Source organism: Fructobacillus sp. ChS1-6f1-1-27 (assembly GCF_059579415.1).
Window position 1 is genome coordinate 188,289 of the sequence record NZ_JCAOER010000001.1, and the last position, 18,376, is coordinate 206,664.

Below are 18,376 nucleotides of genomic sequence, written 5' to 3' on the forward strand. Positions count from 1 at the left end.
TATGTTAATTTTAAACTATAATATTTCTTAATTATAGTGAGGGGAGATAAGTAAAATGAAACAACCATCATGGTTAACAAAGTTAAAAACTGATAGATCAATTTAAGCGATTAGTGCAATGTTATGTGGATTTGGGGTAACCTTTATTCTTGGTTTCGCAGTTTTCGAAGAGCCACTGGCTATTGGACTAATTTTTGGACTTTTTGGTCAGGACTTTCTGGTGCAATTATTGCCGTAATCATTTTTCTAGCTCAAGTGAAGAAAGATAATGAAAACAGAGACGATGAAAAAAAGAAAAAAGATGAAGAGGAAGAAAAAAATAAGTACGAAAAACGTCTGGAGTAGTATTTAAGATTCCAAGAAGAAATTCTAAATAATTTTTGCTAACAAGTTATTACACTTTGATAAAACATTTCGAAAAACGATTAATTCTGATGAGCAAACAATTGGTTTGGCTGAAGATACGGTCAGCTTGATCTATATGTTGAATGAAGCGAATCGTCGTCGGTCAGAGATTAACAAAATTAACTACTCTTTTTCAAATGACAGTTTAAATAAAATAGATGATTTTTCATTAATAGAAAGAAGCTTTTATAAGATATTAACCGATAAAGAGAATAATCAGATTATTTCGATTGTCGACAACGCTTATCCTGAGCTGAAAACAACAATTACAGATAGAATAAAACAAAATCAAGAAATCGGTAAAGATGATCAAGCATTGAGAGACATCGCTTTATCTCAATGGTATATGAATATTGATAGTGCTAGGGATGCTAAGTATCTTATTATTGTTTCGACTTATACGAAAAGAATTTTAGGTATTTATAGAATTAAGGACTCTAAAAAGATTTTTGCTGATTCTGAAACTGGAAAAATATTATTTACAAATGCGGTAGACCCTATTCAAGAGGTTGAAGCAGAAACTGATGAGAATGAAAACTATCTTATTCCAGAATTAAATAAATGGAATGCTCGTAACCCTGTCTTATATTTTAAGCAATACTTTAACTATGACGGTGAGATTAAAGAAGAAACGATTGAACAGCTGTCAGATAAAATGGAAATTTCTCCAGAGAAATTTAACGGCTTAGGAGATCGGCAAATCGTTGTTTTGCGAACAGCAAAGTTGAGAAAATACCAATGAAATAGACGTGCGTTATTCTTTAAGGATTATTAAATTGATTCTATGAATTTTACAAGGGTGTGACGTTAGCCTCATATTTTCTTTTGCTAACTTGTTTTTTAATGAAATGAAGAAATATCGAATACAAGGAATAAATTATTTTTTAAACAAAAGGTAACGTTAACGTAAATATAACTTATTAGAATTAAAAATGTTAAACGGTTTCTAAGGGATTGAAGGGAGAGTTCATTAATGGAATATCGTGCGCAAAATATACTGCCGAAAAAAAGCCACCATCTCTATGTTGGGGTCATAATCGCTTGGATTGTGCTAAATATCTTTAGCTTGAAGTCAATGCTAAGTGATGCTGTAGAGCAGCATACTTGGTATGCCGTATTATTTCTACTTCTTAATTTGGTAATGATATCGTACTTTTGGTTGAACGGTATGAAGGATTTGTTTTATGTGTTCTTTTATTTTCTAGGCGGAAAAAATAAGCGTCAAGATTGGGAACAGCGAGTCCTTTCATCAGCTAGGAGCAAAATTGAAATAAGTCATCGTGAGCCGAAGGTAGCGTTAGTCTATGTTACCTGTGATGATTTCTTGCCTGAAGCATTGGAAAGCAGTATGGATCAAACATATGCTAATACTTCTACTTATATTTTGTGTGATTCTAGAAAAGATGAATCAAAGAAACAAGTTGATTCATTTGCAAATAGTCATGATGGAGTGAATGTCATTCGACGCTCAGACCATCAGGGATTTAAAGCTGGGAATATTAATAATTTTTTGACAACATTCTCTGACTGGGATTACTGTGTTGTTTTAGATTCCGATGAAGTTATTCCAAACAACTTTGTTGAAAAAGCGTTGATGTTCTTTATGGCCGATCCTAAATTAGGTATTTTGCAGGCCAATCATATTAGTACTAGAAATGAAAATCGCTTTATGAAGCGATTTTATCGAGGCGTTGATGCTCATTGGTCTACTTATCAAGGGCAAAAGGAAGAATATGGATTTTTGTCTTTCCTTGGGCATGGTGCAATGATTAGTGCTGACTGCTTTAATGATGTGGGTCGCTTCCCTGAAGTTGTTTCTGAAGACATTGCTTTTACAATGGAAGCAAAATTCAAAGGATACAATGTGCGTTTTTCTGAATCGATTATTTGTGAGGAACAATTCCCGGTTGATTATCCTGCTTTTGTTAAACGACAATATAAATGGGTGAGTGGGAGCCTGGAATTTATCAAACAATATACGAAGAAAATCTTTAGCAGTGATAAGTTAACTTGGTTCCAAAAACTAGATATTTTACTCTTTGTTTTTAATTTACCAATGACATACATGTTTAGTTTCTTTTTAGCACTAAATATTTTAATTATGCCTGCTCTTCATGTGACACCAAATTACGTATCATGGTTATTGATTCCAACGATGATTTTTTATTTTTCACCAATGCTTAATGATATGATTCATCAGGCACGTTATGAAAGAAATATTTTAAAACAAATTAAATATATACTATCAAGTATGTTGCTTTATGGTTCTGTGTACTATGTAACGATTTCGGCGTCCATGCATTCAATTTTTGGTGAAAAAGCTAAATTTATTGTTACTCCAAAGTTTAAAAATAAATATAAGATTATTCAGGCAATATGGATGAGCCGTTCGAGCTTATTATTTGTTATTGCCCTAACAATCATTGGCTTCTTATTTGATGGTGGTTTGGGAAGAGTTATTTTGGTTATTTTGCCTGTTGCAAGTTCTGTTTATTTAACAATGATGAGTAACTTTAAATCAGATTGGTTAGAAGAGGAGGAAGCATATGATTATTGATAAGTTTTTACATTGGCAATTTGGTTGGACCTGGGGATTGATTCCGGTAATTTTTATTATTGCTTGTTCAATTATATTAATGTTAGTTATTGATGTAATTGTATGGATGATGCCACGATCAAGAAAATTGAAGAATTTGGATAATAGTGATTTCAACTTTGAGCAAGAAATTCCTTCATAAATTTCAGCTTACGCTGTTGATTACTGTAAAGAGATTGGTAAAGTACCAATCTCTTTTTTATTATTTCTACTCGCGTTATACTAAACCTAGTCTAAACAAAGGAGAATTCACACCCATGAAAAAAATCGACGGACACCTGCACTTGGTTCGAGATATTGCTGGTTTGAACGGGAAGGGCCGGTTGAATGCAATCGGTAATGGCCAGGCCATTTGGGACGATGGGACCAAGATTAAGCTGATTCCGGACGGTTGGGGTGATGATTCTTTTACGGCAGAGAAGGCGTTAGAGGTCTTTGATCAAAACCAAGTTGAAAAGGCCGTCTTGCTCCAAGGGAGCTTGAATGGTTACCAGAACTATTATTCTTATCAAACGATTAAACAGTACCCAGACCGGTTTATTGGGGCCTTTTCGGTTGATCCGTTTGCCAAGGACTTCATGAAAATTGTGAAGCGCCATGTTGAAGACTTGGGCTTTCGGGCAATTAAGTTTGAGATTTCCGAGGGCGGGGGACTGCACGGTTACCACCAAGACAAGCCATTCCGATTAGATACTAACTCGCGGGTTACAGAGATTTTTCATTACGTGGTCGATTTCCCAGGCTTTGTAGTAACCGTTGACTATGGCGATAGCAGTCAGATTAGTTATCAGCCAGAGGCCATCGTGAATTTAGCAGCCCGTTACCCCCAGTTGGACTTCGTGGTTTGCCATTTATCTTTTCCAAATGCAGACCGCCTGAACGAGTTGAAGAGCACCTTGGCGAGCTTTAAGCCTTACCCCAATATCTACACGGATATTTCTGCTATCCAAGATATCCTGGGAGAAACCGACTATCCCTTTGCCAAGAGTGAGCAGGCGGTCCGAATTGCTAAAGATATCCTTGGTGCTAAACGGATTATCTGGGGGACGGATTCACCGTGGTCGGCAACTTTTAATTCTTATGACCACTTGGCAACCTGGCTGGAAAAGGTGGATATTTTTGATTCGGTGGAGCTAGAAGATGTCTTTTATAATAATGCCAACCGTGTCTACTTTAAAAAGTCAGCGGTTGATGCAGTTAGAGCGGCTCAGGAATGAGATCAATTGAATAAAATCTGTTTGAAGGGACCTATTTGGATAAAATAGGTCTTTTTTTCATCTGTAATTGTTCTGTTATTTAGAATTATTACTAAATTGTTTCTAATTTGAGATGTTCAGTTTTCTTTCCATATTTAAAAATAACGGAAATATATTTATATTAGTTCGATTATAATTCTGTGACTATTTGTAAAGTAATAAAAGCGTTAATATTTATATTGATTTAATTGTTTTTAATTCGTAATAAAAACGTTAAAATAAAACAATTAGTGTTATACTTATTACATAGACATTACATAAATATTTTTAACATCGTAATTAAGTTAAAAATAACAACCTAAGGACCATCTATGTTTAATTATCGTTTACAAAACAATCCAAAAAAGCATTATAAGATGTACAAGGCTGGGAAACAATGGCTGTTTGCTTCAATCGCGGTTGTTTCACTTGGATATGGTGTGGCAACCATGCAAAATGCCAGTGCCGATACGACTAGTACAACTGGTTCAGCAACTAGTTCGACTAGTGATAGTACAAGTAGTACGGTAGCTAGTGCTTCGACGTCAGCAAGCATTAGCACCAGTCAATCGATTAGTACGTCTGAATCAGTTTCAACCTCTGAGTCCATCAGCACGTCTCAATCGATTTCAGCTAGTGAACTAGCAAGCAACTCGACAGCAACTAGTTCAACCAGTACATCGACTAAGTCTACCAGTGCGCTCTCAACCTCCGAGGCAAGTACTAATTCGGTACAGAGTAGCAATGACAGTACCAGTACGGCTTCAACGGTAGCAACTAACCCTGATAGCGGCCGGAGTTCACTAAGTTCGGCAATTACAAGTAATACAAATTCGACTTCGACTTCATCTTCGACTTCTGTCAATAATCCAACACCAGATGCTGTTACGAATGATGCGACCTACAAGCAAAACGCGATTAATAATTCGACCTATGCGAATGTTTCGACCTTTGCGCAATTGCAGGCAGCTTGGACAAATTCATCAATCACCTATATCGATATCACTGCTGACATTTATGCTTCAGGTAGTGATTCTTTGGGGACTCGTCCTTCTGGTTCAGCTAGTTTAATCGTTAATGGAAATGGCCATACTGTTGATCTACGCTCAAATAAGTTTAACTTGAGTGATGTGACATCAACCGCAACAACCTTGACCTATAGCAATATTAATATCCAACAAGGAGTTGGATCTCATGATGCTTTAATCAATGTTGGAACTGCTACCCGGTTAACGGTTAACTTAAATAATGTGACGGTTTCACCAAGTACGGGAAATGGTGGTCAACCTGGCTATATTGTGAATGCGAACTACGCTTTGCTTCAATTAAGCGGGGCAAACACTTTCAATAACCAAAGTGAACTTGGTCACGGTGTTTCCAAGGTTAATATTATTAATGGTGCTAGTGTGACCATGAACCGTACCAGTGGTGATGCTCGAGACGGAATGTTTTGGTTTACGGTTACTAATGGGGACCCAAACTCTGCCGGCTATGGTAACTCAATCAATGTTGGCGATGGTGCCACAGTTAATTTTCAAGCCTATGGTTCCAATTCAGGCGAAAATGGATTTGCATGGGGCTATGTTAATGCTACTAACATTGGGGATAATGTAACTTGGACGCAGTCTGGTTTTACGGCCTTTATTGACCCATCCGAGCTGGGTGGTCGCAGTTCTCAAACGTATACGATTGGGAATAACTTTAATATTACCGTTAATAATGCTAAATATTTCATCAATTTAGCCTACTCTAATAATAGTGTTTCGTTTGGTAAAAATGCCAAAATTACTATTAATCAAACTTCATCTAACCCGGCTTTTTACTTACCTGCTTCAAACACTTCAATCACCTTCGATACTGGTGCAACGATTAATATTAGCCAATATAATGGTTATGGTGCATTTAATTTGGCTAGCTCCAGTTCAAGTGTATACATCCCATCACCTACGGCGATTAGCTTACAAACGTTAAGTTATGACGGTAGCAGTTCTGCAAAGAGTACCTATGGAATCGTTTATGGTTCTGGAACCTTTACCGCGACGAACGTCAATGCCGCCATTTATCAAGGATCGAATGCTTCATCGACTGGGACTCCCGATTATTCTCAAACGTTTGCCAAACTTGTTTATAGCTCAAGCTCGATGAAGGGAACAAACTATGATGGTACAACGGTAACCATTACCAATCCTAATAAAAACAGCCAAATCGTGATGACGCCTGCTACGCCAGGTACTATCTACATCCAATATAAGGACCAAAATGGCAAGAATATTGGTTCACCTATGGCAATTACCATTCCTGCAGGAGCAACCATTGGCTCTGTCTTTTCATTGCTAAACCAGCAAGTGGCCTTAACGAATATGCCAGCTCATTATATGTGGGCGATTGCTAGTGAAGTTGCTTCGTCAGCCGCCGCAGCTAATCAGAGTGGCAGTGATTCTTATGGACAGGCAAGTACAGCAACTGTACCTATCCCTGGTTCTTCTTATACCTATAATGTCTACGTATATGGTACTGCTGAAACTGTTCAATACCAGTATGTTGATAAGAACACTGGTAAGGTTTTGACAGGTAAGACAACCTCTGGTTCAGATCCTGTCCCTGCAAATTATGGCAACACAATTGACTGGACGAATGCCTATTACACTCAAAATGGTGTGCCAGCAGGTTACCACTATGCTTCTGGTTATAGTGGTCAACCAACGACCACCACAGTTACTGATAATAATGGAGTCGTGACGATTTATGTTGAAGGAAATTCTCAGTCAGTCACGGCTGGGTTCCAAGACACTGATGGCAAGTCGGTTACGGCTGATTCAACCGTAACCGTTAATGGGGTCACTGGTCAGACAGTAGCTATTCCATCAGCTCCTGCAGTTGATAACTACAAGTTAAGCTATGTCTTAGTTGACGGCGTTCAAATGAACGTTGGCGATACTTTTGTGATGGCCAATGGCACAGACACAATTGTCTACGTTTACCAATCATTGGATGGGGACCGGGCAACGGCTAATGCAGCTATTAATGCTGCAGCAAAGGCTGCTACTGATTCAATCAATGCTTTGACCAACATTTCGGATGCTGACCGAGCAACTGCTTTGGCTCAGGTTGTTGCTGACCAGAAAAATGCTTTAGCAGCAGTTGCTGCTGCTAAGTCGTCAGCTTCTTTGACGACGGCCCAAACTTCTGGGGTTTTGACTTTACAAAAGGACGCCACTAGTGCGGAAATTACTGATGATCAAGCTGCTCAGACAGCTATCATTAATGGCCTAACTTCAATTACAGCTGCTGATAAGCAAGCAGCTTTGGCCCAGGTAAAAACCGATGCTGAAGCGGCCATTAGTGGTTTGTCAAACGCCCAATCGGCTAGTGACTTGCAAACGAAGCTGAACGCTGCTAAATTGCTCTTAAGCAAGGATGCAAACAAGGCTGAATTGACGGATTATGGTCAGGCAGCTTTGAACACGGTTAAGGCTTTACCAGGCCTCTCAACTGATCAGTTGAACCAAGCTACTTCTACAATTAATACGATTATTAGTTCAGGTCAAGGTTCCATTAATGGTAAGAGTCTGATTGCTGATATTGTCAAGGTATTATCTGACAGTGAATCGAATGTTAATGATACTGTTAACACTGCCAAAGACCAAAGTGCTGCTGGAATGGCATCGGCTAAGTCAGATGCTAAGGCAACGGTTGCTGGTTATGTGACCACAGCAGATCAGTCGATCGATGCAATGGCAAATTTGTCGGATACTGAAAAAAATGCTGCTAAGCAATTAGTTGCTGATGATGCTCAAGCAGCCGATAACAACATTGATGCCGCTACTAACAAAACTGATATTTATACGGCCATGTTAAATGGTCAAATTCAGTTGAACCGTGATACTGCTGATGCGCAATTGGATAACGATACGAACGTTGCGGTTGCCAAGGTTGGCGCCTTAACGAATTTGGATGGTACTACCATTGCCGCTGACCAACAAGCCATTAAAGATGCTAGAGATGCTGCTAAGGCTAACGTCAAGAGTGCGACGACTGTTGATACAGTTAATAGTGCTCAAGTTGCTGGTTCTTTGAAACTGGCACAATCTGCTTCAAATTATACGATTGATGATGCCTTGTTGAGTGCTCAAAACGCAGTCAAGGCAATGTCGTCACTTGGTTCTGATCAAGCAACGATTTTGTCAGATTTGGCTACTTTAGCTCAATCTGCCCAATCAAGCGTTTCAAACTCTACCAATACGACCGATAGTCAAAATGCTGAAACAGCTGGCGTGAAAACTTTGCAAGACAAAGTTCAGGCCGCTACTTTAGAGAACAGTCAAAAGGCTGCTGTCGCATCTTTGGCTAGTTATGCCCAATCGATTAAGGACCAAATTGCAGCTTTGCCGGATATTGCTGATAAGGTTGCTGGCTATGATAGCCAAGTTGACCAAGCTGTGACAAGCGGTAATACAGCAATTAACGACAATTCGCAATCCACGACTGATGTTGCGAATAATTTAAAGAACGCAGAGAATGCCCTTGATGGTATTTTGCAAAATGCCCAAGTTGAAAGTGCCGGGATTGTCTCAGCCGCTAAAACGGCTGCTAAACAGGCAATTGCTGACGCTGAAAACGCTGCACTTAATAAAATTGCGGCGATGTCTTCGTTGTTAAGTTCTGACAAGGATAGCCTTGAAGACCAGGTCCGAAATGACGCTGATACGGCGATTACTAATATTAATAATGCAACCGATACGGCTGATATTACTTCCGCACGGGATAATGGGACAGGCACTATCACTTCGGATGTGGCAAAAGCAACGTTTGTTAACCAACAACAGGCTGCAAAGGATGCGGTTGATACTGCAGCAACGGCTGCTAAGGTTGCCATTTCAAATCTTGGAACCTTAATTGGTTCAGAAAAGGAAACCGCTGAAGGGCAAATTGATACTGCTGCTACGGCTGCAAAAACCAATATTGGAAATGCAACGACTACTGATGGTGTGTCAACTGCTCAGTCAAATGGAACGGCTGCCATTTCAGGTATCCAAGATGCCGCTACTTTGCAAGATGCCAAGGAGGCAGCAGATAATGCGATTGATGCAGCTGCCAAAAATGCCAAAGCTGCTATTGAAGCAATGACTTCTTTGTATACGACTGATGTATCAGACCAAGAGGCAAAGATTGACGCTGAAGTGAAAGCAGCCAAGGGAAACATTTCTTCTGCTACCACGACTTCCGCAGTGACCGATGCTCAAAATGATGGAACCGCTGCCATTAACAACCAACAAACGGCTGCTAATTTGTTAAATACTCAAAGGGCTGATGGTAGTCAATTAACGAACGATGCTACCCAAGCTACGAACACCATTGCTGGTTTAGCTGACCTAACCGATGATCAACGCAAGACTGCTAACGATGCTATTGCCAAAGCTTTGTCTGATGGGCAAAGTGCAATTTCTGCTGGAACAACAACGGATGCAGTGGCTCAAGCTTTGTCTGATGCTGAAAACAGTTTGAATACTGTTGCTTCGACGGCTCAAGGCCAAAACGCCGTCAACGTGGCAACGGATAAGACCACTGCGAAAGGTAAAATTGACACGGCTGCAACGAATGCGAAAAACGCAATCGATGCTTTGACGACGTTGTCAACTGATGAAAAGACCGCTGAAAAAGGCAAGGTTGACCAAGAAGCAAAAACTGCTAAAGATGCCATTGATTCAAAGACAAATTCAACTGATATTAATACTGCCTTAGCTGCCGGTCAACAAGCTATTAGTGCTGAACTATCTGCCGCAACTTTGCAAGATGCAAAGGAAGCTGCAAGTAATACGTTAAGTGTAGCAGTGAAGAATGCCGAAGCAGCCGTTGATAAGATGCCGGATTTGCAAGGTGATCAGATTACAGCTGCTAAGGCAACGATTGAAAAGGCTGCATCAGATGGTAATACAGCGGTTTCAAGTGCAGGCACAACTGATGCTGTGGCCAGTGCATTATCAGCTGCTCAAAAGGCAATTGCTGATGCACAAGCATCAGCTCAATCGGAAAGTGACACCACAGTTGCTGGCGAAAAGAGTGATGCCAAGGCTAAGATTGACACGGCTGCAACGAATGCGAAAAACGCAATCAATGCTTTGACGACGTTGTCACCTGATGAAAAGAACGCTGAAAAAGGCAAGGTTGATAACGAAGCGAGCGCTGCCAAGGCTGCCATTGATGCCAAGACCAATTCAACGGACATCAATAGTGCCTTAGCTGCTGGCCAACAGGCGATTAGTGACGAACAAACAGCGGCTACTTTGCAAGATGCCAAGGAAGCAGCAAGCAACACGTTAAGTGCTGCAGTGACCGCTGCCGAAGCAGCCGTTGATAAGATGCCGGATTTGCAAGGTGATCAAATTACAGCTGCTAAGGCAGCGATTGAAAAGGCTGCATCAGATGGTAATACAGCAGTTTCAAACTCGGGCACAACGGATGCCGTTGCCCAAGCCTTGTCAACTGCTCAAAAGGCAATTGCTGATGCTCAAGCATCGGCTCAATCAACCAGTGATACAACAGTTGCCGGTGAAAAGACTGATGCCAAAGGTAAAATTGACACAGCCGCCACAAATGCAAAGAACGCTATCGCTGCCTTGACCACTTTGTCAGCCGATGAAAAGACGGCAGAAAAAGGTAAGGTTGACCAAGAAGCACAAACCGCTAAAGATGCCATTGATGCCAAGACAAATTCAACCGATATCAATACTGCTCTAGCCGCCGGTCAACAAGCCATTAGTGATGAACTGGCTGCCGCAACTTTGCAGGACGCTAAGGAAGCCGCTGATAATGCGATTGATACGGCTGCCAAGAATGTTAAAACTGCAATTGAAGCGATGACTTCTTTGCAAACAACTGATGTATCAGACCAAGAAGCCAAGATTGACGCTGAAGTGAAAGCAGCTAAGGGAAATATTTCTTCTGCAACCACGACTTCCGCAGTGACCGACGCTCAAAATGATGGAATCACTGCCATTAACAACCAACAAACGGCTGCTAATTTGTTAAATACTCAAAAGGCTGATAGCAGTCAATTAACGAACGATGCTACCCAAGCTACTAACACCATTGCTGGTTTAGCAGACCTAACCGATGATCAACGCAAGGTTGCTAACGATGCTATTACCAAAGCTTTGTCAGAAGGACAAAGTGCAATTTCTGCTGGAACAACAACGGATGCGGTGGCTCAAGCTTTGTCTGATGCTGAAAGCAGTTTGAATACTGCTGTTTCAACAGCCCAAGGACAGAACGCTACGACGGTTGCCGGTGATAAGTCAGATGCAAAAACGGCCCTTGAAAAAGAAGCCGCTGCTGCTAAGCAGGCAATTAGCGAGATGACGACGCTGTCAACGGAAGAACAGAAAAAGTATAGTGGCGTCGTTGATACTGATTTGCAAAATGCTGAAACAGCTATCGATAACCAAACAACTTCAACAGGAATTACCGCTGCCAAGAATACTGGTATTACCAACATTGATAATGACCAGGCTGCAGCTAATTTGATAAATGTACAAAGAACAGACGGCAATCAATTAACGGCTGCTGGTACCCAAGCTACTAACACAATTGCTGGTTTGGCAGATTTGACGGATGCACAACGCACAGCTGCTAACGATGCCATTACAAAAGCTTTGTCTGATGGACAAAGTGCAATTTCAGCTGGAACAACGACGGATGCAGTGGCTCAAGCCTTGTCTGACGCTGAAAACAGTTTGAATACTGCTGTTTCAACTGCTCAAAGTCAAAACGCCACCAACGTGGCCACGGATAAGACTAATGCTAAAGCAGCCATTGATAACGCCGCTTCGAATGCGAAAACCGCTATCGCTGCTTTGACGACTTTGTCTGATACTGAAAAAGAAGCTGAAGAAGGTAAGGTTGACCAAGAAGCCCAAGCTGCCAAGGATGCCATTGATACCAAGACCAATTCAACGGACATCAATAGTGCCTTAGCTGCTGGCCAACAAGCAATTAGTGCTGAACTAACGGCCGCTACCTTGCAAGATGCTAAGGAAGCTGCAAGCAAGACTTTGTCTGCTGCAGTGAAGACTGCTGAAGCAGCGGTTGCTAAGATGCCTGATTTGACATCCGACCAGATTTTAGCTGCCAATACCGCAATTGAAAAGGCCGCCTCAGATGGCAATACGGCTGTTTCAAACTCAACAACAACTGATGCTGTTGCTAGTGCCTTGTCAGCCGCCCAAAAGACCATTGCTGATGCACAAGCTAGTGCTCAATCAGAAAGTGATACAACGGTTGCTGGTGAAAAGAGCACGGCTAATTCTGAAATTGATACGGCTGTTTCGAATGCGAAAGCCGCCATTCAAGCTCTGTTACCTTTGACTGATAGTGAAAAGTCTCAGTTGAAGGCTAACGTTGATACAGCGGCCAATGCTGCTAAGCAAAACATTGCCAGTGCTACGAACAAGGCTGACATCACGAGTGCCGAACAAAATGGCGAAAGTGCCATTTCAGCCGTGACAGCTGCCGCTGTTTTGCAAAACCAAAAAGAAGCTGCTGAAGCACAATTAAAGCAAGCTGCTTTAGATGCGAAGACGGCAATTGCTGGCATGACTGGCTTAAAGTCAGAACAAATCACTAACTACGGTAGTACGATTGACCAAGAACTCAGCGATGGTAATACGGCGATTTCAAATGCGACAACGGCCGATGGTATTAGTAGTGCTTTAAGTGCTGCTGAAGAAAAAATTAACGACACAAAGGTTGCCGCTAATCAGGCAAGCACTAATGCTGTTGCTAATGCACAACAAACTGCTAGTGATGAATTAGATGCCGCTGCTAAGAAGGCCAAGGCTGCCATTGAGGCGATGACCTCTTTGCAGCCAGACCAAAAGTCGACATTTGAAGGTCAAATTGATAGTGCGGTTATAACTGCTAAGGCAAACATTACCAGTGCCACTAACCAAGATAGCATTACGGCCGCTGAACAAGCTGGTGAAAGTGCCATTGCACAGGTTCAAAGCGCTGCTAGTTTGCAAAATGCCAAAGAGGCTGCGATTGCAACCTTGAGTTCATATGGTGATTCAGCTAAGACGGTTATTAGCCAATTGGTCAATTTACCAGCGGACCAGGCTTCTGCTGATAAGAATACGATTGACCAAGATGTTACCAAGGGTACAGCAAGTATTAACGATGCTACTAGTGAAGATGCTGTCCAAACAGCATTGACATCCGCCGAAGGTTTGATTGATTCCGTTAAGACAACGGCGCAATCACAGAGCAATACTGCTTTGCAGACTGCCCAAAATAACGCTGAATCGGCCATTGATGCTTTGGCTGCTAAGGTTAAAGCAACTATTGATGCGATGTCACCATTAAGTGATAAGGCTGCTCGTGAAGCACAAGTTGACACTGATGCAGCCAATGCCAAGGCTGCCATTGCGTCACAAACGACTGTAACAGAGGTTACTTCGACTCAAGCTAGTTGGACAACGACGATTAACGGTGAAGTGACGGCCGCTTCTTTGCAAAGTGCTAAAGAAGACGCTGTGTCACGCTTACGTTCATATGCGGACAATGCTGAGACCACAATTAAAAACTTACCTGATTTGACCAATGATCAAATCTCGTCTGCCAATGCAACGATTGAAAATGCTGTGACAAGTGGTAATACCAATATCAACAGCGGTTCAACAGTTGATGATGTCAAAAACGCTTTGAATGCCGCTGAACAGTTGATTAATGGTGCCAACACGTCCGCTCAATCAGAAAGTCAACAGGCTGTTGCCAGTGCCAAGACTGATGCAATCAATGAAATCACGAATGCAGCCAACAATGCCTTGAGTACGATTGACGGTTTGTCACCAATGTCTGATGACGATAAGAAGGTGGCTAAGCAACAAGTTACAGATGATGAAGCTGCTGCCATTAAGGCGGTCAATGCTGCGAGTGACAAGGATGCGATTACAGCTGCTAAGCAGTCTGGAATTGAAACAATTAACCAAGACATCACGAACTCGCAAGTTTCAAATGCTAAGACTAGTGCTATCAATAGCTTGTCTGACTATGCTACTAAGGCAAAAGCCACCATTGCGGCTTTACCTGATTTGACCAAGGATCAAATTGATGCTGCTAATAAGGCAATTGATGATGCGGTGACTGCTGGTAATTCTGCCATTAACGCAGATTCTACCAACACGCTTGCCCTCGTTAAGTCAGCCTTATCAGCTGCTGAAGGCAATATTGACACCATTACCCGTCAATATGAAAGCAGTAGTAATGACACGGTTACGAAGGCTAAGACCCAAGCAAACAGTGACATCGATGCTGCGGCAACAGCTGCCAAGCAGGCCATTGATTCCTTGACGAATTTGACCTCTGATGAAAAGACGGCTGCTAAGAATACCGTTGATGCGGATGCCACCACTGCTAAGCAAAATGTTAATAACAGTACTGATACTGCTGCAATTAATTCAGCAGATTCAAAAGGCCTTTCACAAATTGGAATTGATAAACAAGCTGCTATCTTGCAAGACACGAAGAAGGCAGCCAATGCTACCTTAGCTGCTATTGTTAAAAAAGCAAATGATGCAGTTAGTGCTTTGCCTGATTTGAAGGGAACGCAGTTATCCGATGCCCAAACGGCCATTGCCAATGCTTTGACTGATGGTACAACGGCCATTAATAATGCTACGGATACGGACGCCGTTGCTGCTGCTCTTGCTGCTGCTCAGCAAAAGATGTCCGATGCCCAAAGCACAGCAGCAAGCGAAAGTGCTGCTAATTTGGCTGATGATAAGCAAACCGCTAGTGCGGCCATTGATTCAGCGGTCCAGACTGCTAAGGATGCAATTGCCAAATTGACGAACTTATCAGACACTGAAAAGTCAGCTCAAGAGACGATTATTGACAACGCTGCCACGCAGGCTAAAAGTAATATTACTGCTGCCACTACGCCAGCCCAAATTAATACGGCTCAGTCAAACGGCCAAGCAACGATTACAAGTGATTTAAACGCTGCTACCTTGAAGGATTACCAAGAAGGGGCAGTTAAGGAATTAGACCAGTACGCAACAACCGTCAAAGGTCTTGTTGCTGCTATGCCAGATTTGGCAAAAGATCAATTATCAGCTGCTAACCAAGCAATTACAGACGCTAACAGTGATGGTGATAATGCCATTAACGCAGCAACTGATACAAGCACGGTTGATACCGATTTGGCCAATGCTAAAGCCGCAATTGATGCTGCTAAGGCAACAGCTCAGAGTCAAAGTAATAAGACCGTTTCAGCGGCACAGCAAAATGCTGACAATGATTTGGACACTGCTGCTGCCAATGCCAAAGCGGCCATTGAGAAGTTGACAACCTTATCTGATGGTGAGAAGCAAGCTGATCAAAATAGTATCGACGCCTTGGTTAAGGCAGCTAAGAATAAGATTTCTGCTGATACCAGCACGACTGCTATCTCAACAGATTACGGTGATGCCATTTCACAAATCAACGCTATTCAAACAGCCGCAACTTTGCAGGATGCAAAGGAAGCTGCTGCAGCAACGTTGACGGCAGCTGGTCAATCCGCTAAGGATGCCATTGCCAAAATGCCGGATTTGGGCTCAGATGCGATTAAGAAAGCTGATGCTGACATTGACCAAGCAGTCAGCGATGGTCAAAGCACGATTACGAGTGCTACTGACTCCGATAGTGTTGCGACTGCTCTGGCAAATGCCGAAGCTGCTGTTAACAAGATTCAAGCTAGCTCTCAAAGTCAAAGTGATCAAACAGTTACAGGTGATAAAGCTACCGCCGATACGGCTATCGATAATGCTGCCAAAGCCGCAACTACTGCCATTAATGCTTTAAAGACTTTGTCTGATACTGAAAAAGAAACAGCAATTACCAATATTCAAAAGGCTGCTGCTGCAGCTAAGTCCAATATCAGTAATGCGACAAACTCGAAGGACATCACGACTGCTCAAAACAACGGTACTGATGCGATTAATAATCTTGTGTCGGCTGCTACTTTGCAAGATGCCAAGGAAGCTGCTAAGGCAACATTGACCAGTGATGGCCAGGCTGCTAAGGATGCTGTCGCTAAGATGCCGGATTTGACAAAAGATCAGATTAAGGCCGCTGACGATGCCATCGACCAAGATGTTCAAAAGGGTCAGAATAATGTTGATGCTGCGACCGATACTAATGGTGTTGCTAGTGCTCAAAGCGCTGCTGAAAAGGCAATCGCTACTGATCAAGCTAGTGCACAAGCAACCAGCGACGATTCGGTTGCTGGTACAAAGAAAGCTGCACTTGCCAGCTTGAGTGATGCTGCTGAAAAGGCAAAGGCCACCATTGCGGCTCTACCAGATTTGACAGATGACCAAGTGAAAGCTGCTGATGCCGCAATTGATGCTGCTGCCAAGAATGGCGAGGATGCTATTAATGCCGACCAGGATAGCAAGAGCATCAACAATGACTTGAACACTGCTGAAAATAATATCAATCAGATTCAAGTCTCAACCAAGGGCGAAAGTGATTCAACTGTTCAAAAGGCGCGCGATGCTGCTAATTCGGCGATTGCCAATGATGCTCAAGCAGCTAAGAATAAGATTGATTCGTTGACTAATTTGACCCCAGACCAAAAGTCTGCCGCCAAAGCCCAAGTTGACGCCGATGCAAAGGCTGCTACGGACACTGTCAACCAAGCAACCAACAAAGACGATGTGGCTGCAGCCAACACCAACGGTGCTAACAAGATTAGCAACGATGAACAGGCTGCTGCACTTCAAGATGCTAAGAATAAGGCCGATAGTGATCTGGCCGATGCTGGTAACCAGGCTAAACAAGTAATCAACGGTTTGACTGACTTAACGCCAGACCAGAAGTCTAAGGCCGATAAGGCCATTAATCAGGCGGTTAACGATGGTCAAAAGAACGTCGATGCAGCTACTGACCAAGCTGGTGTGGCTTCTGCTAAGCAAGTCGCCGAAGCTGTCATTGCAGCTGTTAAAGCAAACTCTGAATCAGCCGACAATTCGACTGTTGAGAAGGCTAAGCAAGCTGCTAGTGATGCCATCGACCAAGCTGCTCAGAATGCTAAAAACCAGATTGATAACTTGCCTGGCTTAACTGATGCTCAAAAGCAAGCTGCTAAGAATCAAATTGATACTGACACAGCCAACGCTAAGAAACAAATTAGTCAAGCTACAACAGTGACCGCTGCTACGGCTGGTCAAGCCGATGGGAGAAGTGCAATTAACAATGACGTACAAAGTGCTACTTTGCAAAGTCAAAAGGCACAAGCGATTGCTAACTTGAACCAGGCTGCTGCTGACAAGAAGGCTAAGTTAGCCGGTGTCACTGGTGCTAGTGCTAGCCAATTAGCAACGGTTAACCAAGCAATTGACCAGTTAGTTGCTCAGTACGACCAGCAGATTAATGCTGCAACGTCTAATGATGCAATTGATAGTTTATTGCAGGCTGGTCAAACAGCTATTGATGCCGTTTCACTGGGTGAAATCCAACCACAAGTTCAACAATTGGTTGCAACACCGTCAGTTGATGACGATGTGGTGGCATTGCCACAAACTGGCACAAAAGTTCAACAACCAACCCGGATGGACCGGTATGTGCAAGCAACGCCGGTACTACTAGCGGATTCTCGAGTAAAGAGTAAGAAGGCTCATCACAGTGATAGTGGCGAATTGACTCGCGTTGATTTGAACCGAAATCGCGGTCGAGTAATGTTAGTTGCTTTGATTGGCTCTGTCTTGTCATTGTTTGTTTTGATAGTGTCTGTCATCAAATCGAAGAAGTAATGGAAGAACTGTAAGTTTTCAACGACTGAACGTTAATGTTAATTAGCGTTCGGTCGTTTTTTCTTTCACTTAAAGCCTTCACAAACTATCCTTGACACCTACCTCAAACCTGCTAAACTTAGAGGTAGATTAACCGATGAATAGGGAAAGGTTAAAGGCTGGTTTTAGGGACTTGGCGGTTAGTGGAAGCCAAGCGAAGCGTTTAACTTTAAGACACCTGGAAGGTTGCTGTTAACCCAGCCGTTTACCCGCGTTATGGGTAAGAGCACGTTTTTAAACGTGGAACTAAGGTGGTACCGTGCGAGAAGCGCCCTTAATAACCTTGTCTTTTTTTGGCAAGGTTGTGA

The 18,376-nt window shown here is 42.4% G+C and carries 6 protein-coding genes; all 6 read left to right on the forward strand.

Annotated elements, in window-relative coordinates:
- Window positions 1-123: 123 nt before the first annotated feature.
- Window positions 124-345 (forward strand): hypothetical protein, encoded by a 222-nt coding sequence (locus AC5162_RS00880; RefSeq protein ID WP_496533381.1) that lies wholly within the window; start codon window positions 124-126, stop codon window positions 343-345.
- A gap of 106 nt (window positions 346-451) precedes the next feature.
- Complete coding sequence (locus AC5162_RS00885; RefSeq protein WP_496533382.1) at window positions 452-1,147, forward strand: hypothetical protein; 696 nt, start codon at window positions 452-454, stop codon at window positions 1,145-1,147.
- A 231-nt stretch (window positions 1,148-1,378) separates the two neighbouring features.
- Window positions 1,379-2,962 (forward strand): glycosyltransferase family 2 protein, encoded by a 1,584-nt coding sequence (locus AC5162_RS00890; RefSeq protein WP_496533383.1) that lies wholly within the window; start codon window positions 1,379-1,381, stop codon window positions 2,960-2,962.
- Complete coding sequence (locus tag AC5162_RS00895; protein WP_496533384.1) at window positions 2,952-3,143, forward strand: hypothetical protein; 192 nt, start codon at window positions 2,952-2,954, stop codon at window positions 3,141-3,143. Before AC5162_RS00890 ends, AC5162_RS00895 begins: the two co-directional genes overlap by 11 nt.
- A gap of 115 nt (window positions 3,144-3,258) precedes the next feature.
- Window positions 3,259-4,218, forward strand: a complete 960-nt coding sequence (locus AC5162_RS00900; RefSeq protein WP_496533385.1) for an amidohydrolase family protein — start codon at window positions 3,259-3,261, stop codon at window positions 4,216-4,218.
- Between the two features lie 350 nt (window positions 4,219-4,568).
- Window positions 4,569-18,029, forward strand: a complete 13,461-nt coding sequence (locus AC5162_RS00905; RefSeq protein ID WP_496533386.1) for a DUF1542 domain-containing protein — start codon at window positions 4,569-4,571, stop codon at window positions 18,027-18,029.
- Window positions 18,030-18,376 lie beyond the last annotated feature (347 nt).

What these genes read in the sequence shown, in the direction of transcription:
- AC5162_RS00895 (WP_496533384.1), top strand. Translation starts at nt 2,952, where the DNA reads ATGATTATTGATAAGTTTTTACATTGGCAATTTGGTTGGACCTGGGGA.
- AC5162_RS00880 (WP_496533381.1), top strand. Translation starts at nt 124, where the DNA reads ATGTGGATTTGGGGTAACCTTTATTCTTGGTTTCGCAGTTTTCGAAGA.
- AC5162_RS00890 (WP_496533383.1), top strand. Translation starts at nt 1,379, where the DNA reads ATGGAATATCGTGCGCAAAATATACTGCCGAAAAAAAGCCACCATCTC.
- AC5162_RS00905 (WP_496533386.1), top strand. Translation starts at nt 4,569, where the DNA reads ATGTTTAATTATCGTTTACAAAACAATCCAAAAAAGCATTATAAGATG.
- AC5162_RS00900 (WP_496533385.1), top strand. Translation starts at nt 3,259, where the DNA reads ATGAAAAAAATCGACGGACACCTGCACTTGGTTCGAGATATTGCTGGT.